Raw genomic sequence first — 19,869 nt, forward strand, 5'->3', positions numbered from 1 at the left:
CGTTGCTGTCGGCTCGGCAAACGAGCCTAACCATGAGGGTCTATTTATACAACTATGCAGGTAGAAATCATTTTTTATGGCGATGTGCATCGAGGCCGGACTCGGAACCCCGGGTCCGCCGACACCGGGGACGCTTCCCCCAGCACGCCGAGGACCTGTTCGCCGCCACCGTCACCAACGCACCCCGCGGCATCCACTCTCGTCCGGTGCGGCGATGTTCAGGGCCAGCGGCCCGAGCAACGAATACCCCGCCTCCTCGAACACCGCGGCCGGCCCCCGCATGTCCGGGCCGTGACCGCCGTACGCCGCGCTGACGTGCGGCGCGAACACACCCCGACCCTTTGGCTAATCACCAATAGCTAGAAGCTAGCGGACGCCGGCTGACATGCGCAACGGGTCGTAGCGTGTGACACAGCTGTTCGCTGCGTCACCTGCTAATCCTTGTTAGCCATCCGAGTCGAAAGGGGAGATCGCGTCCCGGCCTCCGGTATCCCGCCGTGGCTACGAGGCCACGACCGCGGAACGATGCCCACACAAGGAGGCCCTTGCGAAATGATCTCTGGTGGCACGGTGGAGACGCATGCGATCCCGTGCTTTGCAGGGGGGGTCATGGCACGGCGATAGCCGTGGGCGGTCAGCGACGAGTTGCGGGCGGTGATCGAGCCGCTACTGCCGAAGCATGAGCGATGGTTCCGGCACCCGGGGCGCGGGCGGATCGATGACCGCAGAACGCTGAAGACCACGCCAAGCTGCTCCAAGAGGCCACTCGACAGCAGGCGTTCAGCATCGGCGCGAACATTGCGGCCGATGTACTGGTCGTAACCGGGGACAACCCCGAACGCCTCCGCTCGCAGGCCGGGGTCGCCAAGCTCGCCGACGCCTGCCCGGTCCCCACCTCGTTCGGCAAGAACGACCCGCACCGGCTCAATCGCGGCGGCCATCACCAGCTGAACTGCGCCCAGCGTCAACTCGTGATCATCCGCTGTCCCAAACGGTATCTTGCCCGCGAGATACGAGGCCGGAGTGGTCTCCACCGGTCCCAGAGCGGTTCAGACAGCCACCGCCCCTGCGGTGCCGCATAGGGCAAACGGGTCCTCACAGTCGAGTCGGGGCTGCCGCTCGCTCACAACTGCCGCCCTTTACATGTTCAGCAGCCCCGCCCGGCGGCCGACGGCGTGACCACTGGGTGCGCGGCGGGATCGCCGCTCGGACGCGGACCGGCCATGGGCGGGTGGAGGCCGAACGCCACGGCCAGCCGGGTGCACACACGCCTTCAGCGCCAGGGCACGCTCGGGCTGCCGGGCTGCGTCAGGCTTGGTCCGCGAGGTTTGGGCGGGCATCCCTCCGCTACGGACCGCCCGACTTGTCATGGCTGACCACTTCGTGCTCCATGCTGGAGTCGTTGTCTGGGCTCGTTATGACGATCACGACGGTGCCGCGCCGACGATGCGGAGGGCGAACTCGGCGTACTGCCAGACGAGGGCGTCTTCGGTGAGTTCGCCGTCGTCGCGGTACCAGACGACGACCCCCATGCCGAGGTCCAGGATGGCGTAGGAAGCCATACGCGCGGAGGCGACGCGGAAGCGGCCGGCGGCGATGCCGTCGTTCACCAGCTTCCGGAAGCACTGCTCATATTCACTGCGCAGCGCGAGGACTTCGGTTCGGTGGGGTTCGCAGAGACTGCGGATTTCCCGGGTGCCGACGAAGGCTTCCAGCCGGTGGCGGGCGTGGTAGCGGACGTGGGCTTCGGCCGCACGGCGAAGCCGCTCGGTCGGGTCGGTCGTGGTGGCGATCGCGGCATGATGGCCGGAGATGAGGTCACGCATCGTGCTGATCATGATCTCCACGAGCAGGTCCTGCTTGGACGTCACATGCTTGTAGAGGCTGGGCCCGCGGATACCGACCCCTGCGCCGATGTCGGCCATGGTCGTGGCCTCGTAGCCACGGCGGGTGAACAGCTCCAGCGCGGCGGCGCGGATGTCGTCACGGCGGGATGCCGGAGGCCGGGACACTATCTCCCCCTTTGACTCGGATGGCTAACAAAGGTTAGCAGGTGACGTAGCGAACAGCTGTGTCACATGATACGACCCGTTGCGCATGTCAGCAGGCGTCCGCTAGCTTCTAGCTAATAATGATTAGCCAAGGAGGGCTCGTAGTGACCGTCGACCTCACTCCAGACCCGGCCGCGGCTGGCCTTGCCGCACAGACCGCGCAGTTCGTCCGCGACGTCGTACTGCCGATGGAAGCCGAGTACAAGGGCGTCGTCCCCTCCGATGCGGTGCGGGCGGAGCTGCAGCGCGCGGCAAAGGACCGGGGAGTGTTCGCACCGCACGTCAGCGCGGCGTACGGCGGTCACGGCCTGGACATGCGGGGGCGGGCCGCGGTGTTCGAGGAGGCGGGGTATTCGCTGCTCGGGCCGCTGGCCTTGAACATCGCCGCGCCGGACGAGGGCAATATGCACATGCTGGAGGCCATCGCCACGCGGGAGCAGAAGGAGCGGTATCTGCGGCCGCTGGCCGGCGGAGACATCCGGTCCTGCTTCGCGATGACCGAGCCCGCTCCGGGGGCCGGTTCGGACCCCTCGGCGCTGACCACCCGCGCGGTGCGGGTCGACGGTGGATGGCAGATCGACGGACGGAAATGGTTCATCACCGGAGCCGACGGGGCTGCTTTCGCGATCTGCATGGCCCGGACGTCCGGCGAGCCGGGTGACGCGGGCGGCGCCACGATGTTCCTGGTCGAGGCCGACAACCCGGGTATGGAGATCGTCCGGCACATCGAGACGCTGGACGAGAGCCTGTACGGCGGGCACGCCGAGCTGGTCTTCGACGGCTGCGTGGTCGCCGACGACGCGGTGCTCGGCGAGGTCGACCTGGGATTCCGGTACGCGCAGGTGCGGCTCGGGCCGGCGCGGATGACGCATTGCATGCGCTGGCTGGGGATCGCCCGCCGCGCCCAGGACATCGCCGTAGCCCGCGCCGCCGACCGGCATGTGTTCGGTTCGCGGCTGGCCGAGTTGGGGATGGTGCAGCAGATGATCGCCGACAACGAGATCGACATCGCCGCCTCCCGCGGGCTGATTCTGCAGGCGTGCTGGGAGCTCGACCAGGGCCGCTCCGCCGCACAGTCCACCGCGATCGCGAAGACCTTCTGTGCCGAGGCGATCTGGCGGGTCGTCGACCGCTCGGTGCAGATCTGCGGCTCACTGGGCATTTCCGGCGACGTGCTGCTCGGCCGGTTCCTGCGTGAGGTCCGGCCGTTCCGGATCTATGACGGACCCTCGGAGACGCACCGCTGGGCGATCGCCCGCCGCGTCGTCCGCCGCCACGACAAGGCATGCGCTCGATGACGACCAGCGCGGAATCCACTGTGGACGGTCTTGATCTGCCGGCACTCCACGGCTTCCTGCAGGCCAACGTGCCGAGTTATAGCGGTGAGTTGCGGGCGGAGCTGCTACAGGGCGGCAAGTCCAACCTCACGTACCTGCTGACCGATGGCCGCTCCCGATGGGTACTGCGCCGTCCGCCGCTGGGCGGTCTCGCCCCGTCCGCCCACGACATGCACCGCGAGTACCGGGCCGTCGCAGCGCTCTCCGGCAGCGGGGTCCCGGTCGCCCGCGCCGTCGCGTTCGGCGACGACACCGTGTTCGGCGTGCCGTTCTCCATCGTGGACTACGTCGAGGGCACCGTGATCCGCACCCGCGGACAGCTTCACGCCCTGCCGCAACAGCAGATCACCGGCTGCGCCTACGCCCTCATCGAAACCCTGGCCGGGCTGCATCAAGTCGACATCGACGCCGTCGGACTGGCCGGCTTCGGCCGCCCCCACGGATACCTGGAGCGCCAAGTGCTGCGCTGGCACGACCAGTGGCAGCGGGTACGCACCCGTGAACTCCCTGACATCGACCGCCTGTACGCCCGGCTCGGCGAACGCTGCCCGCAGGAAAGCGGAACGTCGATCGTGCATGGTGACTACCGCATCGACAACGCCATCCTCGACCCGGCCGACCCCACCAGAGTCCGGGCACTGGTCGACTGGGAGATGGCCACTGTCGGCGACCCTCTCGCCGACCTCGGCCTGCACCTGGTCTATTCCGACCCCGCGTTCGAGCCCGTCCTCGCCGGGTCCGCCGCGTCCACCAGCGACCGCATTCCCCCACCGGCCGACCTCGCCCAGCGCTACGCCATCCGCAGCGGCCGCGACCTGAGCCGGCTCCCGTTCTACCTCGCCCTCGGCTACTTCAAGATCGCCGTCATCGCCGAAGGCATCCACGCCCGTCACCAACAAGGCCTGACCCGCGGCGCCGGCTTCGACACCGTCGGCGAGGCCGTGGCCCCACTCGCCGCCAACGGCCTGCGCTCACTCACGACCACGCCTTGACGACACACCACCCCGGCCCGGCCATAGACGCATCAGAACGACCCTCGAGCTACCGACCCTCGCGCTGGAGGGATTTACCTATAGATTATGCAAACCTATGTTACCGTGACCTAGCCAGGTAATCGCGGTTCTCTCCTATTTGCTTGGCGCCCATGCCAGGAGGCCCCCGAAGCAGCCGGCGGCCCCGTCAGGCCCACGAGCTCCCGGACCCGGCCGTGATCGTTTCCGCTCTGCTCGGAGCGCCGTGCGTGGAACGCGAGTCCTACCACTGACACAGCATCAGATCGACAGCATTACGTCTGCCTCCCGATCGTCTGCCGTCTCATTTCGAGAAGAGGTCTCATGACCGTCGCATCTCTTCACCATTACCCGAAGCCCTTCCCCCTCGACCCCCGGGGAGTCGACCTGCCCGGCCAAGCGGCCCAGCTTCGAGCGCTGGGAGACGTGGCCGCGGTGGAGCTGCTCGGCGGCATACGCGCCTGGATGCCCACCTCGCAGCGGGTCCTGGAACCGCTCCTGACCGATCCCCGCGTCAGCCGGGACGCGCGTCAGCACTGGGACGCCTGGCGCAATGGCTGGCTGGCGAACACCCCGGACGCCCACTGGATGTACGGGCTCGTCGGCGAAAACATGTTCTGGTCCTACGGACCCGACCACACCAGGCTGCGCAAACTTGTCGCCCCCGCCTTCACGCTCCGGCGCATCAAGGCATTCCAGCCGTCCGTCGACCGCCTCGTCGCCGATCTTGTCGACCAGCTGGCCCAGACCGCGCCCGGCGAGGTCACAGACCTGCGCGCCGACTTCACCAGTCCGCTGCCGCTCCGCGTGATCTGCGAGATGTTCGGCATGCAGGGCGATGGGGCCGCCGCAGTGAAGAACTTCACCGAGATCGCGCTGGCTGACCCCGCCTCACAGGATGGCGGCGCCGCGCTCACAGCCTGCCGCGAGGCCTTCGCCGAGGTCCTGGCCCAGAAGCGGGCCCGGCCCGGCGACGACATGACCACCGCGCTCCTCCATGCGCAAGACGGCAACGACACCCTCTCCGACCTCGAGATCATCGACACGATGGTCCTCGTCCTGGGGGCCGGCCTCGAGACGACCGTCCAGCTGATCGGCAACGCCGTCGTCGCGCTGCTGCAGCACCCCGACCAGCTCGCCCTCGTCCGCGACGGCCGCGTGCCGTGGGAGACCGTGGTGGAGGAGGCCCTGCGCTTCGCCCCCGCCGCTGCGATGAGCCCGCTGCGGTTCGCCGTGGAAGACATCACCGTCGGGGACGTTCGCATACGCGCCGGCGAGGCGATCCTGGCCGCATTCGGCTTCCTCGGGTGGGACCCCGAGCAGTACGGCGAGGATGCCGACCGCTTCGACATCACCCGCCCCACCCCCATCAAGCACATGTCCTTCGGCCACGGCGCGCATCACTGCCTCGGCGCCCCGTTGGCGCGCGCCGAAGCGCTCGCCGCGCTGCCGGCGCTCTTCGAACGCTTCCCCCGCCTGACGCTCGTCGAGAACCAGCCGCTCGACCGTGTGGCGTCGTTCTTGATCCACGGGTTCAGGGAGATCAAGGTCGTCCTCGATCACTGAAGCTCGACTTGTACGGCCAGGAGAACTCCCCCGGCCGGCGCTCAGTCCGGCAGCAACTCGGTGACCAGGCGCGACAGCTGGCGTAGGTTGCGGCATTCGTACATGGGCACCAGCCGCGCGTACAGCAGCGCCGCCGAGTCACCGGTAGCCCACAGGCTCCTCGGTTCGGGGTTGAGCCAGTACACGTGCCGAGCCTGGTCAGCGATCCGCCGCACAGCGGACAGGTTCGCGTCGCCGCCGTTGGTGCGCCCGTCGCCGAGAATGAGCACCGAGGTACGCGGTCCGACCGCGTCGAGCCAGCCGTCGACGAAGCCGGCGAGCGAACTCCCGTAGTCGCTGCTCCTGGCCCAACGGGTCAGCCTGGCCTCGGTCGCGATGCGCTCGGCGAGATTCCTGGTGTCGGTGGCGGCTGCGGTGACCAGATCGGTGATGTCGTCGGTGAGTTCGATGAAGGCAAATGTCCGGACCTTGCTGAACTGGTCGGCCAGCGCCTGCACCAACTCCAGGGTGAACTGGGCGAACCCCGCTACTGACCCGGACATGTCGCACAACAGGACGAGTTCGGGTCGTCCAGGCCGCCGTCGGCGCAGTACCGGGCGCATCGGCACTCCACCGGTGGCCAGCGACCGGCGCAGGGTGCGTCGCATGTCGATCTGACCGCGGTGTGCCCTTCGCCGACGGGCCGCAAGCCTGGTCGCCAGCTTCCGGGACAGCGGCTGGATCGTACGCCGCAGTTCTGTCAGCTGTTCTGAACGGGCGCCGACGAAACTGGCTTGGTCGCTCGGCGGCGCGACTGCGTACCGGGCGATGTGGTCCCGGCCGCGCAGTTCGGAGGTACGGCGGCGTGCCTCGGACTGAATGTACTCGCGGAGCTGGGCGATGCGGCTGTGGGCTTCCTGCTGCGCGATCGCATCGGCGAGACCGCCGTCCTCTTCGCCTTGGATGGCGGCCCGTACGCGTGCGAACAGATCGTCCGGTCGGATCCGGTTCAGTGTGTGGTACGCGGACCAGCCGCCGGTCCCACCGCCGATGGTCCCGAAGCGGCCGTATGCGGCGACACCGGCGGCTGCCAGCGCCCGCATGCGTGCGGTGTCACCCGCGGCGAGCGCGGCCACGAGCGCGTCGCGCAGTGCGGGTAGCTCGGCGGTGTCGACCGTCGTTTCCGCCCTCCCCACCGCCACCGGAAAGTACAGGTCGAACAGCGCGTCGAAGGTGGCGCGCAGGCCCGTACCACGCAGCACGGTCGCGGCCAGCGCGGCGCGCAGGCGCTCGCGGTCGGCAAGGCCGAGTACGTCGACGGCGGCTGCGGCGTCCACGGTCTCGCCGGTCCCGACCGGGATCCCGTGTTCCCGCAGCGCCCCGACGAACTCCACCAGCCGGTGCGGCAGGCCGCTCATGACGACGCCGGATCCAGTGCGTGGTCCAGTCGTAGCTCGGCGGCGGCCTTCTGGTGGTCGGTCTGGTGCTTGAGGATCACGCCGAGGCTTGCCTCCACCACCGCTTCGTCGAGTGTGCGCGCGCCGAGCGCCAGCAACGTCCGCGCCCAGTCCACCGATTCGGCGACGGACGGCGCCTTCCGCAGGTGCATGGAGCGCAGCGCGTTGACGACCCGCACCAGCGACTCGGCCAGGCGGGTGTCGAGGCCCGGCACCTGCAGCCGGACGATGTCGCGCTCGAGCTCCGGCGACGGGAAGTCCAGGTGAAGGAACAGGCAGCGCCGTTTGAGCGCCTCCGACAGCTCGCGCGTCGCGTTCGAGGTGAGCAGCACGAAGGGACGGCGCGTCGCGGTGATCGTGCCCAGCTCGGGCACGGTGACCTGAAAGTCGCCGAGTACCTCCAGCAGGAGACCCTCCATCTCGATGTCCGCCTTGTCCGTCTCATCGACCAGCAGCACAGTCGGTTCCGGGTTGCGGATGGCCTTCAGGAGCGGACGGGGCAGAAGGAACTCCTCGCTGAACACCTCCTCGCGCGCCTGTTCCCAGCCCTCGTCACGGCTGGCCGTGATCCGCAGCAGCTGCTTGGCGTGGTTCCACTCGTACAGCGCGCGCGACTCGTCGACGCCCTCGTAGCACTGCAATCTCACCAGTTCGCTGCCGGTCGCCGCGGCAACGGCCCGTGCGAGTTGCGTCTTGCCGACCCCGGCGGGTCCCTCCACCAGGAGCGGTTTGCCGAGCTGGTCGGCCAGAAACACCGTGGTGGCCACCGGCGTGGACGCCAGATACCCGGCCTCGGCCAACCCTCGCGTCACGTCGTCCACCGAGCGGAACAGCGGCTGCTGCATCATGCCTCCCTGCTGTAGCGGCAACGCCGTGGCCTCAGAAGCCGGGACCGTTGGCGCGGATCATCCACGGGAGCCGTCAGCGAAAAGCGGGGTCGGCGGCTTCGTCCGGTCTCGCTCGGGGACCAGTCGACCGACCCGGTCGCGGTCTCGCTCGGCGTGCGCGCGTTCCGCGGCGGTGGCGGGTTCCAGGCGCACGGGCACATCCTTGTGATGCGGGGTGCCGGCGATGGGGTCGCGGTCGTTGGCGTCGGTGATCAGGTTGATCCGCGGGCCGTGTGTCACCCGTCCACCATGACCATCGGGAACCGACATCCCGTACCCGTGGGGCAGCGCCACCTGGCCGCGGCGAAGGCTTTCGTCGGTCTCGGCCCGGACCACGATGCGCCCCGTCCTGGACACCACGGCGACCCAGTCGCCGGGGGTGGCGCCGATCGCGGAGAGATCGTGCGTACGGACCCGGAGCGCGCCGTCGGGGTCGGTCTTGCGCCAGGCGGGCGGACGCAGGATCTGGTTGGCATTGTGCCTGCGGCGCTGGCCGCTGATCAAAGACAGCGGGTAGTCGGGATCCGGGCCGTCCCGCTTGGGGTCGAGCGCGGCCAGCCATTCGAGCAGTTCCGGTATGGCGAGCTGGACGCGCTCGTTTCGAACCAGCGTCCAGACCTCGCCGTATTCGTGGCGGCTAAAGGCAAGTCCGCTGGGACTTGCCAGGATCCGGTCGAACAGCTCCTCGCCGAGCGCCGGGCCGGAGAGCTCGGTACCGAGCGCCCGCTGCACCGCAACGGACATTCTCTGTGCCGCGCTGTGGCAGCCTCGCCACAACGCTGCCGCGGACGACGCACCGTCGGGCAGCGTGCGCCCAAGCGTCCGGTAGAGCACTACCGGTGCGATCGCGGGGTGGTCCTTGAATACATGGCTTGCGTGGCTCAGCAGATTCGGCCGGTCCGCCCGCGCGACCTCGGTCAGCCGGTCCAGCGTCTGCTGGTCCGGCAGCAGACCGAGGGCTTCGAACAGCCTCGCGTAAATCTCGGCCTCCACCAGGGTGCCGGGCAACGGGTCGAACAACGGCCGGCGCAGGTGGAAGTAGTTCGTCGGCCATTCGAAGTCGAAGAAGGTCCACTCCCACTTCTCATACTGTGAGGCGGCCGGTAGCACGTAGTCGGCCAGCGCGGCGGTTTCTGTGTAGGCGACGTCGATCACGACGGACAGCTCGCACTGTCTGATCGCCTGCTCGGTCGTCACGGTGTCCGCGGTGGTGTTGGCGGGGTTGGACGACTCGACCCACAGCACCCTCGCCCGGTGGGGATGGTCGGCGAGGATCTCCTCGGCAAGCGTGTTCATCGGCAGGTAGCCGCCGATGTACTCGAAACCCGTGATCTCCGACCGCTGCCCGCGCGACTCACTCATGATCGGAACCAGCCACGAGTGCACGGCATTGGTACCGGGCCGGCCGAAGTTCCCGGTCAGCAAGTACAGCAGCTTCTCCAGATAGCTGTTGAGCGTGGAGTTACGGCCCTGCTGAATACCCAACTCCACGCGGACGGTCATCGCCGTGGCGGCGAGGATCAGGTCCACCACGCGCTCGACATCTGCGCGGTCGACCTCCGCGTGGGCGATCCACTCCTCCACCGGAATCCCCCGCAGCACCGCGGCCACCTGGTCGAACCCGTCGGTGTGCGCCCGAAGGAACTCCTCGTCCTCGCCGCGCCGTTCGATGACCAGCGCCAGAATGGCGCCGAGCACATAGGCGTCAGTACCGGGCCGCAACGGCAGGTGCACGTCCGCAACGTCCGCCGTCTCGGTACGCCGCGGGTCAAGCACCACCAGCTTCCGGCTCGGGTCGTTCTTGATCGTGTTGACCACGTTGCGGGCCCGGTTGAAGCCGTTCGCCAACCACGGGTTGCAGCCGATCACAACCAGCAGGTCGCACTCCTCGACTCCCTCGGAGGTATGGCAGGTCTGCCCTCCGAACATCTTGCCGTTGACCCAGTAATCACCGGTCTTTTCCTGCGAGAGCGCACCGAAGAACCGGGAGGCGTTCATCCACCTCATCAGCGCGTGTCCGTAGGCGCCTCCGGAATGGTTGCCCTGGCCGCCCCCGCCCACGTAGGCGAACGACCCCGGCCGTCCCTCGGCCAGGTCGGCGTCGCGGACCTCACGCAACTTGGCCGCGATCTCGGTCAGCGCCGTCTCCCAGCTGACCGGTTCATGCGTACCGTCCGCACGACGGCGAAGCGGTGTGGTGAGCCGGTCGTCGTGGTCGCCGTACCACGTCAACCGCTGTGGCTTCTGACACAGGTAGCCCTGGCTGCGCGCGTTGTCCTTGTCTCCACGGACCCGGATGATCGCCGACCCCTCGGTCTGGACCTCGAGCCCGCAGTTGACGTAGCAGAGATTGCACGCGGTCTTGTGCCACTGGCTCACGCCGGACTCCCGATCTCCTGCACGAGTTCGATCGCCCGGCCCAAAGTGGACAAGCGCGCGTCCAGCGTGTCACCGGACGGATAGAGACGGACGGTGTCCACACCCGCGTCGCGCCACACTCGCAGCCGCTTGCGCACCATCTCTTCGGTGCCGATCAGCGTGGTGCCCAGCACCATCTCGTCGGTCACCAGCGCGGCGGCGCCGTCGCGGTCACCGCCCTGCCAGCGCTCGCGTACCTCGGCGGCGATCTCGGCCCAGCCCTGCCGGGAGTAGGCCTGGTTGTAGAAGTTGGTCGACGCCGAACCCATGCCGCCCAGGCTGAAGGCCAGTTCCTTCTTCCGCCCGGCCACCATCCGGCGCAGCGCGTCCTCGTCCGGCGCGAACGCCACCTCCGCTCCCTGGCATACGTCCAGATCCGCCCGGGTCCGCCCGCCGCGGGCCAAACCCTCGTCGAGGTACGCGAAGTACGCCCCGGCCGCGCCCTCGGGTACGAAGCTGGTGCCCAGCCACCCATCGGCGATCTCACCGGTCAGCCGGAGCATGCCCGGGGACAAGGTGGCCAAGTAGATCGGGATCTCGTGATGGGCGCGCATGGAGAGCCGCATCGGCACCGCATCGCCACCGGGCCGCGGGATCTGGAACTCGCGACCGGTGTAGGAAATCTTGCCGCCGGCGAAGGCCTGGCGCACGATCTCCACCGTCTCCCGGATCCGGCTCAGCGGCCGTGCGAACGGCAGCCCGTGCAGGCCCTCGATCACCTGGGGGCCGGAGGCGCCCAGCCCGAGCAGGAAGCGGCCCTCCGACAGGTTCGACAGGGTGATCGCGGTCTGCGCCAGCGCCACCGGCGTACGGGTACCCACCTGCATGATCCCCGACCCGAGCAGCATCCGCTCCGTGCGGGCCGCGTAGTAGCCCAGCGCCGAAGGCGCGTCCGAGCCCCAGGCCTCGGCGACCCAGCAGATGTCGAGGCCGAGTTTCTCCGCCTCCAGCACGAAGTCGATCTGTTCGCGCCAGCTGTCGCCGCCGGAGGCCTCGATCGTGGTCGCGGTCCGCATCAGGCTTCCGCCAGCTTCTTGATGTGCTCCAACGTGGCGGTGATGCTTTGCTCGAACTCCCGCATTCGCACGAACACGATCTTCTGCTCCTTCTCCGGCATCCGGTCGATCGCGTACGACAGTCCCGAGCGCCCCGGGCCCATCTGCATCCATTGCGACAGCTCGGTGCCACCGTCGCGGGGCTCTAGCCGGAACCGCCAGATCGCGGTGGGGCACTGCAGGTCCTCCACCGCCCACGCGAACAGCCGCGGCGGCTCGTACTCGATGATGTGCGAGGTGGTGGCCCACTCCCCGAGCGCCTCGTGCTTGCTGTGCCCGACGAACGTCGCGCCGACGGCCGGGCCCGAACAGCCCCCCACCCACTCGATCGACTGCAGTTCCTCACTCATGGTGGGCATCAGGTCGACATCCGACACCAGCGCCCAGACCCGCTGGGGCTCGGCGTTGATCCAGGTGCGTACCTCCGCCGTCGGCGTGTCGGCGTAACGAGCGCCAGTCCACTCCATCGTGGTCAGCCTCCTCACTGTCAGGATCTGACCGACAGAGTTGCTTAACTAGATTTAGCCTGTCAAGCCCGAGAATCGGCGCTGCACGTCCGGTCGCGATTTGAGCCGCTCCGGGTACCCCGGCCCCATTTGCATCGTGGTCTCGTCCGCTCGCAACGGTTCACCGCACGCGGCACAGACGACTTCGGCACGCGCGTCGTGGCCGCACGTGTCGTGATGGAAGATGACCGGCGCTCCCTCATCCGCGACCAGCCACCGGTCACCCCAGCGGGACATGGCGGCCAGCACCCCGAAGAAGTCCTTGCCTTTCTCGGTGAGCACGTAGTCGTAGCGCCGCGGCTCGGTCTGGTAGAGCTGTTTCTCCAACAGGCCCTCGTCGACCAGGCGCCGCAGCCGGTCGGCCAGGGTGTTGCGGGCGATGCCCAGTTCCTGCTGGAACTCGTCGAAACGGCGGATGCCGTAGAACGCTTCGCGCAGCACCAGCGGGGTCCACCAGTCGCCGAGCAGATCCATGGTCCGCGCAATCGAGCACGGCCAGCGGGAGAAAGATGTCCGTTTCATAGGACCAGGATATCGGGTTTCGCAACAAGACCGTGCTGTTGAAAGCGGCGCACGCCGGTCCAGCAGCCGGGCAGGGCTGTGCGCCTCGGCATGCCACGGCTGCCTGTGCAGGGTCAGACGCAGGCCGACGGGGTCGCTGGGCCGAGCGCCGCCGCAGGGCACCGTGCTCGGCCCGGTCAGCTATCGCGGGCTCCACCGGCCACGAGGGCGCGGTGCTGCTCACGCGCGTGCGTTGCGCCTGACCCCGCTGCCGGCCACCCGGCCACCAGGCCTTGCTGCCGGCGGTCCGACCGCCGGATCAGAGAGCGGCGGCGAGTCGGGTGCCCTGGTCGATCGCGCGCTTCGCGTCGAGTTCGGCGGCGACGTCGGCGCCGCCGATGATGTGCGCCGACATACCGGCCGCGGTGATCTCGTCGTACAAGTCACGGACCGATTGCTGCCCGGCGCAGACGACCACCGTGTCGACCTTCAGCACGCGGTAGTCCGGAGCGCTGATGTGCAGGCCCTCGTCGTCGACCTTCTCGTAGCGCACCCCGGAGATCTGGCTCACGCTCTTGGCTGCCAGCGCGGCCCGGTGGATCCAGCCGGTCGTCCTTCCGAGCCGGGCGCCTATGCGTCCGGGGCTGCGCTGCAGCAGGTACACCTCACGCGCCGGGGGTTCCGGTGCGGGAGCGGTGAGGCCGCCCCGGACCTGCGCGGAGTCCGTCACGCCCCATTCGCGTTGCCACACCGGCAGATCCAGGGTGGGCGAGGCGGTGTGGGTGAGCAGCTCGCTGACGTCGACGCCGATCCCGCCGGCACCGATGATGGCGACCCGGTCCCCGACCGGACGGGCACCGACCACGGCCTCCGGATAGGTCAGCACCATCGGATGGTCGATGCCCGGGATGTCGGGCAGGCGGGGTCGCACGCCGGTCGCGACCACTACCTCGTGGAAGCCACCGGCGGCCAGAGCCTCGGCAGTGACCCGCTCGCCCAGGTGCACATGCACACCGGTGCGCTCGAGCTGCCGACGGTAGTAACGGAGGGTCTCGGCGAACTCCTCCTTGCCGGGGATCCGCCGGGCCAGGTCGAACTGGCCGCCGATGTGGTCGGCGGCCTCGAACAGATCGACCCGGTGCCCTCGTTCCGCGGCGGTCACCGCCGCCGACAGGCCCGCCGGACCGGCCCCCACCACCGCAATCCGCTTGACCGTCCGGGTGGGACCGAGCACCAGCTCGGTCTCATGCGCGGCGCGGGGATTGACCAGGCAGCTCATGGGCTTGCCTACGAACACGTGATCCAGGCAGGCCTGGTTGCAGCCGATGCACGTGTTGATCTCGTCGGCCCGCTGCTGCGCGGCCTTGCGCACCCACTCCGGGTCCGCAAGGAATGGCCGCGCCATCGACACCAGATCGGCGTCACCGCGTGCCAGTGTCTCCTCGGCCACCTCTGGCATGTTGATCCGGTTCGAAGTGATCAACGGAATGTCCACCAGGGGCCGCAACCGTGCCGTCAGTGTGGTGAACGCCGCTCGCGGCACCGAGGTCGCGATGGTCGGGATCTGGGCCTCGTGCCAGCCGATGCCGGTATTGATGACCGAGGCCCCGGCCGCGGCGACCTCGCGCCCGGTGGCGACGATCTCGTCCCACGTCTGCCCGTCCTCGACGAGGTCGGCCATGGACAGCCGGTAGATGATCAGAAAGCCCGGGCCCAGGGCGTCCCTGGTGCGCCGGACGATCTCGACCGCCATCCGGCGCCGCTTCTGCGGTGTGCCGCCCCAGTCGTCGGTGCGCTTGTTGGTCCGCGGCGCAAGGAACTCGTTGATGAGGTAGCCCTCCGAGCCCATGATCTCCACGCCGTCGTACCCCGCTCGCTGCGCCAGCGCGGCGCACCGCGCGAACGCGTCGATGTGTTCCTCCACCTCGAAGTCGGCCAGCTCCCGCGGTGTGAACCGGTTGATCGGCGCCTTGATCGGCGACGGCGCCACGCATTCGGGAATTTTGGAATACCGGCCGCCGTGGAGGATCTGCAGTACGACTCGCCCGCCCTCGGCGTGCACCGCGTCGGTGACGATCCGGTGCTGGGCGATCTCGTCCTCGGTAGTGAGCTTCGACCCGCCCGGGCCCAGCACTCCGTCCTCATGGGGCGCGTATCCGCCGGTGACCATCAGGGCGACGCCCGCCCGGGCGCGTTCGGCGAAGTAGGCCGCGAGCCGAGGCGCCGCGGCGGGGTCGTCCTCCAACCCCGTATGCATGGATCCCATCACAACCCGGTTGGGCAGCGTGAACGCGTCCAGTACGAGAGGGCGAAACAGGTTCGGGTATTCCACAGGTGACTCCTTCGTCAGGGCTGCGCCACGAGGATGTGGTCGGCCAGCACGTCCAGCTGGTGTGCCGGGGACCCCAGCAGCGACCGGCGGGCGCGAGCACGCTTGAGGAACACGTGCGAGGGGTGCTCCCAGGTGAAGCCGATGCCGCCGTGCACCTGCAGCGCTTCGCCGGCGGCCGCCTGCGCGGCGTCGCTCGCGGCGGCCAGCGCCGTGCGGGCCGCGGTCTCGGCGTCCGCGTGCCCGTCGTCGATGGCCGCGGCAGCCCACTCGACGAGCAGGCGGGACGCGTCGAGTTGAACGTGCAAGTCGGCGAGCAGGTGCTTGATCGCCTGGAACGAGCCGATCGCGCGGCCGAACTGACGCCGCTGACCGGCGTAGGCGACGGCGCCGTCCAGCGCCCGCTGCCCGGTACCGATCAGCTCGGCCGCCAGCACCGTGTGGAGGGTGGCCCACGAGGTCACCGGCGCCAGCACCCGGGCGGCCACACCGGAGAGCTCGATCTCGGCCGCGGGCTCGGTGACGTCGAACGCCTCGACCGGTTGGCGTCGTACACCGGCCTGTGCCAGATCCACCAGCACGGGGGCCGTACCGGCGAACGCGAGCAGCAGATCCGCGTCCATCCCGTACGGCACCGCCCGCATCACGCCGTCCACCGTGGAAGCCGAGAGACGGAGCGCGTCCCGGCGTCCCGGCACGATCGGGAACGTCTCCCACGCCGGCACCGCGACCACGTCACCGTTCGCGATGGCCCTCACATCGTCGGCGACCGCGGCGAGCACCGTGACCGTGGCGATGAACGGAATCCTTGGCAACGCGCCACCGACCTGCTCGGCGACCAGACACAGTTCACGCAGACCGCCGCCCGAGCCGCCGCGCTCCTCGGGCACACCGAGCCCGAGGAACCCCAGCTCGGCCAGCGACCGCCAGAGGTCACGGTGCAGACCCTCGCCGGCTGCGTCCCAGGCGGGTGGCAGCGGTCCGGCACGCTCCGCGAGCACCTGGCGTGCCGTGCTGGCAAGCTCTCGCTGCTCGCCGGTCAACGCGAATGGCATGGCTCCTCCTCGAACCGAAAGACCTTGAACGGGCCTCACAACTAAGCATTGACTAGCTAAGTCCTCTTACGCAACTATCCATCTCGACACAGTGTTGTGACGGTTGGAGGGGTCGTGGCGCCAGTACCTGCCGACGCTCGGACCGAGCGCTTCCGCGACTCGGTCCGCGAGTTCATCGCCGAACTGGTACCCGAAGGGTGGCGTGGGATCGGCGGCCTCGACGACACCGCCCGCGAGAAATTCCGCGGCGCCGTACGCGCGGCTCTGGCCGAACGCGGCTGGGTCGCCCCGGCCTGGCCGGTGGAGTACGGCGGGGCCGGCCTGAGCGCGGCGGAGCTGATCGTGCTCCTGGAGGAGCTGGCCGCGGCCGGGATCCCGGCCGGCACCGACAATGACATGTTCGGCATCAGCATGCTGGGCAACACCATGCTGCGCTGGTCCAAGCCCGAGCTGCTGCACCGGTTCCTCCCCCGGATCGTCTCCGGCGAGTACGTGTTCGCCCAGGGATTCTCCGAACCCGGCGCCGGATCCGACCTCGCGTCGCTCGCGCTGCGCGCAGAGGCCGACGGCGACCGCTGGGTGCTGACCGGACAGAAGCTGTGGTCCTCCGGCGCGCATATGGCGAACTGGATGTTCGTGCTCGCCCGCACCAACCGCGACGCGCCACCCCACAAGGGCATCACGATGTTGCTCGTACCACTTGACCAGCCGGGCATCGACATTCGCCCGATCCGCAACATCACCGGCGGCACCGACTTCAACGAGGTGTTCTTCGACGGCGCCGTTACGGAGCGCGACCTCGTCGTCGGCGAGGTGGACCGCGGCTGGCCGGTCGCGATGACCCTGCTCGGCTTCGAACGCGGCGAGAACGCGCTGCACACGCCGGTCCGTTCGCGCCACGAACTGAACCGGCTCATCGACCTCGTCCACGAGCGAGGTCTGGCCTCGGATCCCGACATCCGCCGCCGCGTGGCGTGGTGCCATGTGCAAGTCGAGCAACAACGCTGCCATGGACTCCGGACCGCCGAAAAACTGATCAAAGGCGAAGAGCCCGGGCCGGCCGCGGCCACGTTCAAACTGCTGTGGAGCGAGTACCACAAGGTAGTCACCGAACTGGCCCTGGACGTGATCGGCCCCGACGCGCTCACCCCCAGCGGTCGGCCGTCCCCGAACTGGTACCACACCGACGACCCCGGCGCGCCCAACTCCTCCGCCTCCTGGACCAGCGTCTACCTCAACGCCCGCGCAGGGACCATCTACGCCGGCTCATCGCAGATCCAGCGCGGCATCGTGGGAGAACTGCTGCTCGGCCTGCCCAAGGAGCCCCGATGATCTTCCGTAGCGAATACCCGGACATCGCGATTCCCGACGTCTCGCTCCCCGAGTTCCTCTTCGATCGGCTCCCGCCCGAGGTTGCCGAGCAGCCGGCGGTCATCGACGGCGCCACCGGACACCAGTACACCTACCGCGAACTCGAACAGACCGTCGACCGTGGCGCCGCCGCGCTCGCGAGGCGCGGACTCGGCCGCGGCGACGTGGCCGCACTCGTCGCCCCGAACTGTGCGGATTACCCCGCCGTCTTCCACGGTGTGCTGCGAGCCGGCGCGGCGCTGTCCCCGGTCAACCCCCTGTACACGGCCCGAGAGCTCGCCGACCAGTTCCGCGACTCCAGGACTCGGATCGTGTTCACCACACCGGCCGCGCTGAGCCGCGTCAGCGCCGCGTCTCGACAGGACGGCGTGAGCATCGGCGAGATCGTCGTTCTCGGCGACCCCGGTGCCGAACACGCCACCGCCTTCGCCGACTTCCTCGCGGGCGACCCGACTCCGCCGTCGGTGACGGTCTCCGGCACCGACCTCGCCGCGCTGCCGTATTCCTCGGGCACCACGGGCCTGCCCAAGGGAGTGATGCTCACCCATCGAAACCTGGTCGCGAACGTCCTTCAGCTTCACCCCCTGCACCGCCAGCACCCCGGTTCGCGGATACTGGCGGTGCTGCCCCTGTTCCACATCTACGGCCTCACCGCGCTCATGAACGCGGCTCTGCACCACCACGCGACCCTCGTCACGCTGCCGAGGTTCGACCTCGACACGTTCCTCCGCACGATCGCCGAGCACCGGATCGACCACGCGTACATCGCCCCGCCCATCGCCATCGCGCTCGCGAAGAGTCCCCTGGTCGATGAGTACGACCTGAGCAGCCTTGAAATCGTGATGTCCGGCGCCGCATCACTGGATGCAGAGCTCGCCACCCTGCTCGGCAAACGGCTGAACACCACCGTCGTCCAGGGCTACGGGCTGACCGAATCCAGTCCCTGCACCCACGGCATTCCGCCCGACCGACCCGAGATCCACCGCGGTTCGATCGGTGTGGTGATGCCCAACGTGCAAGCCCGCGTCGTCAACCCGGCCACCGGCGAGGACGCACCAGCCGGGGCAAGCGGTGAGTTGTGGGTACGCGGCCCCAACATCATGCGCGGCTACCTGAACGACCCGCACGCCACCGCCGCCGCCCTCGACGACGAGGGCTTCCTTCACACCGGCGACCTGGTGACCGTCGACCCCGACGGTGCGTTCCACGTCGTCGGCCGGCTCAAGGAGCTCATCAAGTACAAGGGCTACCAGGTCTCGCCCGCCGAACTGGAAGCCGTGCTGCTCACTCACGAGGGCATCGCCGACGCCGCCGTCATCGGCGTCCACACCTCCGATGGGAACGAGATACCCAAGGCGTTCGTCGTCCGCCGCGACACCCACCCCGACCTCGACGCCGCCGAGGTCCTCGAGTTCGTCGCCGCCCTCGTCGCGCCCTACAAGAAGATCCGCGCTCTCGAGTTCATCGACGCGATCCCCAAATCCCCGGCAGGGAAAATTCTCCGCAAAGTGCTCAGGACACGCGAACAGCCGACGCCCGAGATCTCCGTCAACCGCACCGGCGCAGTGGCCACCATCAGCATCGACCGTCCCGCCAAACGCAACGCGCTCACACTGGCCATGTACGCAGCGCTCGCGGACGCCATCGCCGAGGCCGACGCCGACGCCGACGTCCAGGTCATCGTGCTCACCGGATCAGGAGGGAGCTTCAGCGCCGGCAACGACCTGCACGACTTCCAGTCCACACCGGACAACATCCTGCTGGATGCCGTGCTCCGCTTCCAGGAGACCGTCCTGGCGTGCACCACCGTGCTGATCGCGGCAGTCGACGGACCCGCCGTCGGCATCGGCGCGACCCTCCTCCTGCACTGTGACCTGGTCTACTCCACCCACAGCAGTTACCTGCAGTTCCCGTTCGTCAAGATCGGTCTCGTCCCCGAATTCGCCAGCAGCCTGCTGCTGCCCCGCGTCCTCGGCCCTCAGCGAGCCGCGGAACTCCTGCTGACCGGCCGACCGCTACCGGCACCCGACGCGGCCCAACTCGGTCTCGTCAACGAAGTACTCCCCGACCGCGACTCCCTCCACAAGCGAGTCGCCGACCAGACGGCGGCATTGCTGAGCTCACCACCCGCCGCGCTCCGCGCCACACGCGCGCTGCTGCGCGACACCGACAACCTGACCACCCGCGAACGCCTCGCCGTGGAAAGCACCGCCTTCGCCGAACTGCTGCACGACCCCGACACCGTCGCCAGGATCAGCGCGATGACGAAACGCGCGTGAGAACCAACCGGCCGCTCCCGCGGACACTCCGCGAAGCCAGAACGCGCTGAGCACTGGCCATCGTCCCG

Annotated in this window: 14 protein-coding genes and 3 pseudogenes; 7 read left to right on the forward strand and 10 right to left on the reverse strand. The window is 68.8% G+C overall.

Features of this window, described 5'->3' with window-relative positions; all coding sequences use genetic code 11:
* Window positions 1-198 precede the first annotated feature (198 nt).
* Window positions 199-342 (reverse strand): annotated as a pseudogene (locus tag ACIBAF_RS35605) (acyl-CoA dehydrogenase); the annotation flags it as partial.
* Window positions 343-645: 303 nt separating this feature from the next.
* On the opposite strand from ACIBAF_RS35605, the pseudogene ACIBAF_RS35610 reads away from it, so the two are divergent.
* Window positions 646-738, forward strand: a pseudogene (locus ACIBAF_RS35610) (IS5/IS1182 family transposase); the annotation flags it as partial.
* Window positions 739-782: 44 nt separating this feature from the next.
* Window positions 783-938 (forward strand): annotated as a pseudogene (locus ACIBAF_RS35615) (IS110 family transposase); the annotation flags it as partial.
* A gap of 486 nt (window positions 939-1,424) precedes the next feature.
* Here ACIBAF_RS35615 and ACIBAF_RS35620 read toward each other — a convergent pair.
* Window positions 1,425-2,012, reverse strand: a complete 588-nt coding sequence (locus ACIBAF_RS35620) for a TetR/AcrR family transcriptional regulator (protein WP_399468470.1) — start codon at window positions 2,010-2,012, stop codon at window positions 1,425-1,427.
* Window positions 2,013-2,155: 143 nt separating this feature from the next.
* Between ACIBAF_RS35620 and ACIBAF_RS35625 the strand changes: the two genes are divergently transcribed.
* The 3 genes from ACIBAF_RS35625 (at window position 2,156) to ACIBAF_RS35635 (ending at window position 5,964) form a co-directional block, all read left to right on the forward strand.
* Window positions 2,156-3,349, forward strand: a complete 1,194-nt coding sequence (locus ACIBAF_RS35625) for an acyl-CoA dehydrogenase family protein (RefSeq protein ID WP_399468472.1) — start codon at window positions 2,156-2,158, stop codon at window positions 3,347-3,349.
* Window positions 3,346-4,380 carry a phosphotransferase family protein gene (locus ACIBAF_RS35630; RefSeq protein ID WP_399468474.1) on the forward strand — a complete coding sequence of 345 codons (1,035 nt, stop codon included), beginning with the start codon at window positions 3,346-3,348 and terminating at the stop codon, window positions 4,378-4,380. Before ACIBAF_RS35625 ends, ACIBAF_RS35630 begins: the two co-directional genes overlap by 4 nt.
* A 342-nt stretch (window positions 4,381-4,722) precedes the next feature.
* Window positions 4,723-5,964 carry a cytochrome P450 gene (locus ACIBAF_RS35635; RefSeq protein ID WP_399468476.1) on the forward strand — a complete coding sequence of 414 codons (1,242 nt, stop codon included), beginning with the start codon at window positions 4,723-4,725 and terminating at the stop codon, window positions 5,962-5,964.
* Between the two features lie 41 nt (window positions 5,965-6,005).
* Here the strand turns inward: ACIBAF_RS35635 and ACIBAF_RS35640 are convergent, their stop codons facing one another.
* From ACIBAF_RS35640 to ACIBAF_RS35675, 8 genes are all read right to left on the reverse strand, one after another.
* Entirely contained in the window at window positions 6,006-7,361 is a 1,356-nt protein-coding gene (locus ACIBAF_RS35640; protein WP_399468478.1) for a VWA domain-containing protein, read from the reverse strand.
* A complete protein-coding gene (locus ACIBAF_RS35645) occupies window positions 7,358-8,245 on the reverse strand; it encodes an AAA family ATPase (RefSeq protein WP_399468645.1) in 888 nt (295 codons plus the stop codon). Before ACIBAF_RS35645 ends, ACIBAF_RS35640 begins: the two co-directional genes overlap by 4 nt.
* Window positions 8,246-8,305: 60 nt before the next feature.
* Window positions 8,306-10,666, reverse strand: a complete 2,361-nt coding sequence (locus ACIBAF_RS35650) for a molybdopterin-dependent oxidoreductase (protein ID WP_399468480.1) — start codon at window positions 10,664-10,666, stop codon at window positions 8,306-8,308.
* Window positions 10,663-11,721: an LLM class flavin-dependent oxidoreductase gene (locus ACIBAF_RS35655; protein ID WP_399468482.1), complete on the reverse strand. Its 1,059-nt coding sequence runs from the start codon at window positions 11,719-11,721 to the stop codon at window positions 10,663-10,665. The genes ACIBAF_RS35650 and ACIBAF_RS35655 overlap by 4 nt, the downstream gene beginning before the upstream one ends.
* Complete coding sequence (locus ACIBAF_RS35660; RefSeq protein WP_399468484.1) at window positions 11,721-12,227, reverse strand: SRPBCC family protein; 507 nt, start codon at window positions 12,225-12,227, stop codon at window positions 11,721-11,723. The genes ACIBAF_RS35655 and ACIBAF_RS35660 overlap by 1 nt, the downstream gene beginning before the upstream one ends.
* 54 nt (window positions 12,228-12,281) lie before the next feature.
* Window positions 12,282-12,740: a winged helix-turn-helix transcriptional regulator gene (locus tag ACIBAF_RS35665; RefSeq protein ID WP_399468486.1), complete on the reverse strand. Its 459-nt coding sequence runs from the start codon at window positions 12,738-12,740 to the stop codon at window positions 12,282-12,284.
* 346 nt (window positions 12,741-13,086) lie between these two features.
* Window positions 13,087-15,099: an FAD-dependent oxidoreductase gene (locus tag ACIBAF_RS35670; protein ID WP_399468487.1), complete on the reverse strand. Its 2,013-nt coding sequence runs from the start codon at window positions 15,097-15,099 to the stop codon at window positions 13,087-13,089.
* A gap of 14 nt (window positions 15,100-15,113) precedes the next feature.
* Window positions 15,114-16,151, reverse strand: coding sequence for an acyl-CoA dehydrogenase family protein (locus ACIBAF_RS35675; RefSeq protein ID WP_399468489.1), 1,038 nt, complete (start codon window positions 16,149-16,151; stop codon window positions 15,114-15,116).
* Between the two features lie 114 nt (window positions 16,152-16,265).
* On the opposite strand from ACIBAF_RS35675, the gene ACIBAF_RS35680 reads away from it, so the two are divergent.
* Both ACIBAF_RS35680 and ACIBAF_RS35685 read left to right on the forward strand, forming a co-directional pair.
* Entirely contained in the window at window positions 16,266-17,483 is a 1,218-nt protein-coding gene (locus ACIBAF_RS35680) for an acyl-CoA dehydrogenase family protein (protein WP_399468491.1), read from the forward strand.
* The gene (locus ACIBAF_RS35685) at window positions 17,480-19,801 is read left to right on the forward strand and encodes an AMP-binding protein (protein WP_399468493.1); all 2,322 of its coding nucleotides are present in this window, start codon (window positions 17,480-17,482) and stop codon (window positions 19,799-19,801) included. The genes ACIBAF_RS35680 and ACIBAF_RS35685 overlap by 4 nt, the downstream gene beginning before the upstream one ends.
* Window positions 19,802-19,869 lie beyond the last annotated feature (68 nt).

Origin of the sequence: Streptomyces sp. NPDC051677, from assembly GCF_044453465.1 — a bacterium.
GTDB lineage: Bacteria > Actinomycetota > Actinomycetes > Streptomycetales > Streptomycetaceae > Streptomyces.

What these genes read in the sequence shown, in the direction of transcription:
- ACIBAF_RS35645 (WP_399468645.1), bottom strand. Translation starts at nt 8,245, where the DNA reads ATGCAGCAGCCGCTGTTCCGCTCGGTGGACGACGTGACGCGAGGGTTG.
- ACIBAF_RS35685 (WP_399468493.1), top strand. Translation starts at nt 17,480, where the DNA reads ATGATCTTCCGTAGCGAATACCCGGACATCGCGATTCCCGACGTCTCG.
- ACIBAF_RS35665 (WP_399468486.1), bottom strand. Translation starts at nt 12,740, where the DNA reads ATGGATCTGCTCGGCGACTGGTGGACCCCGCTGGTGCTGCGCGAAGCG.
- ACIBAF_RS35675 (WP_399468489.1), bottom strand. Translation starts at nt 16,151, where the DNA reads ATGCCATTCGCGTTGACCGGCGAGCAGCGAGAGCTTGCCAGCACGGCA.
- ACIBAF_RS35635 (WP_399468476.1), top strand. Translation starts at nt 4,723, where the DNA reads ATGACCGTCGCATCTCTTCACCATTACCCGAAGCCCTTCCCCCTCGAC.
- ACIBAF_RS35655 (WP_399468482.1), bottom strand. Translation starts at nt 11,721, where the DNA reads ATGCGGACCGCGACCACGATCGAGGCCTCCGGCGGCGACAGCTGGCGC.
- ACIBAF_RS35640 (WP_399468478.1), bottom strand. Translation starts at nt 7,361, where the DNA reads ATGAGCGGCCTGCCGCACCGGCTGGTGGAGTTCGTCGGGGCGCTGCGG.
- ACIBAF_RS35630 (WP_399468474.1), top strand. Translation starts at nt 3,346, where the DNA reads ATGACGACCAGCGCGGAATCCACTGTGGACGGTCTTGATCTGCCGGCA.
- ACIBAF_RS35660 (WP_399468484.1), bottom strand. Translation starts at nt 12,227, where the DNA reads ATGGAGTGGACTGGCGCTCGTTACGCCGACACGCCGACGGCGGAGGTA.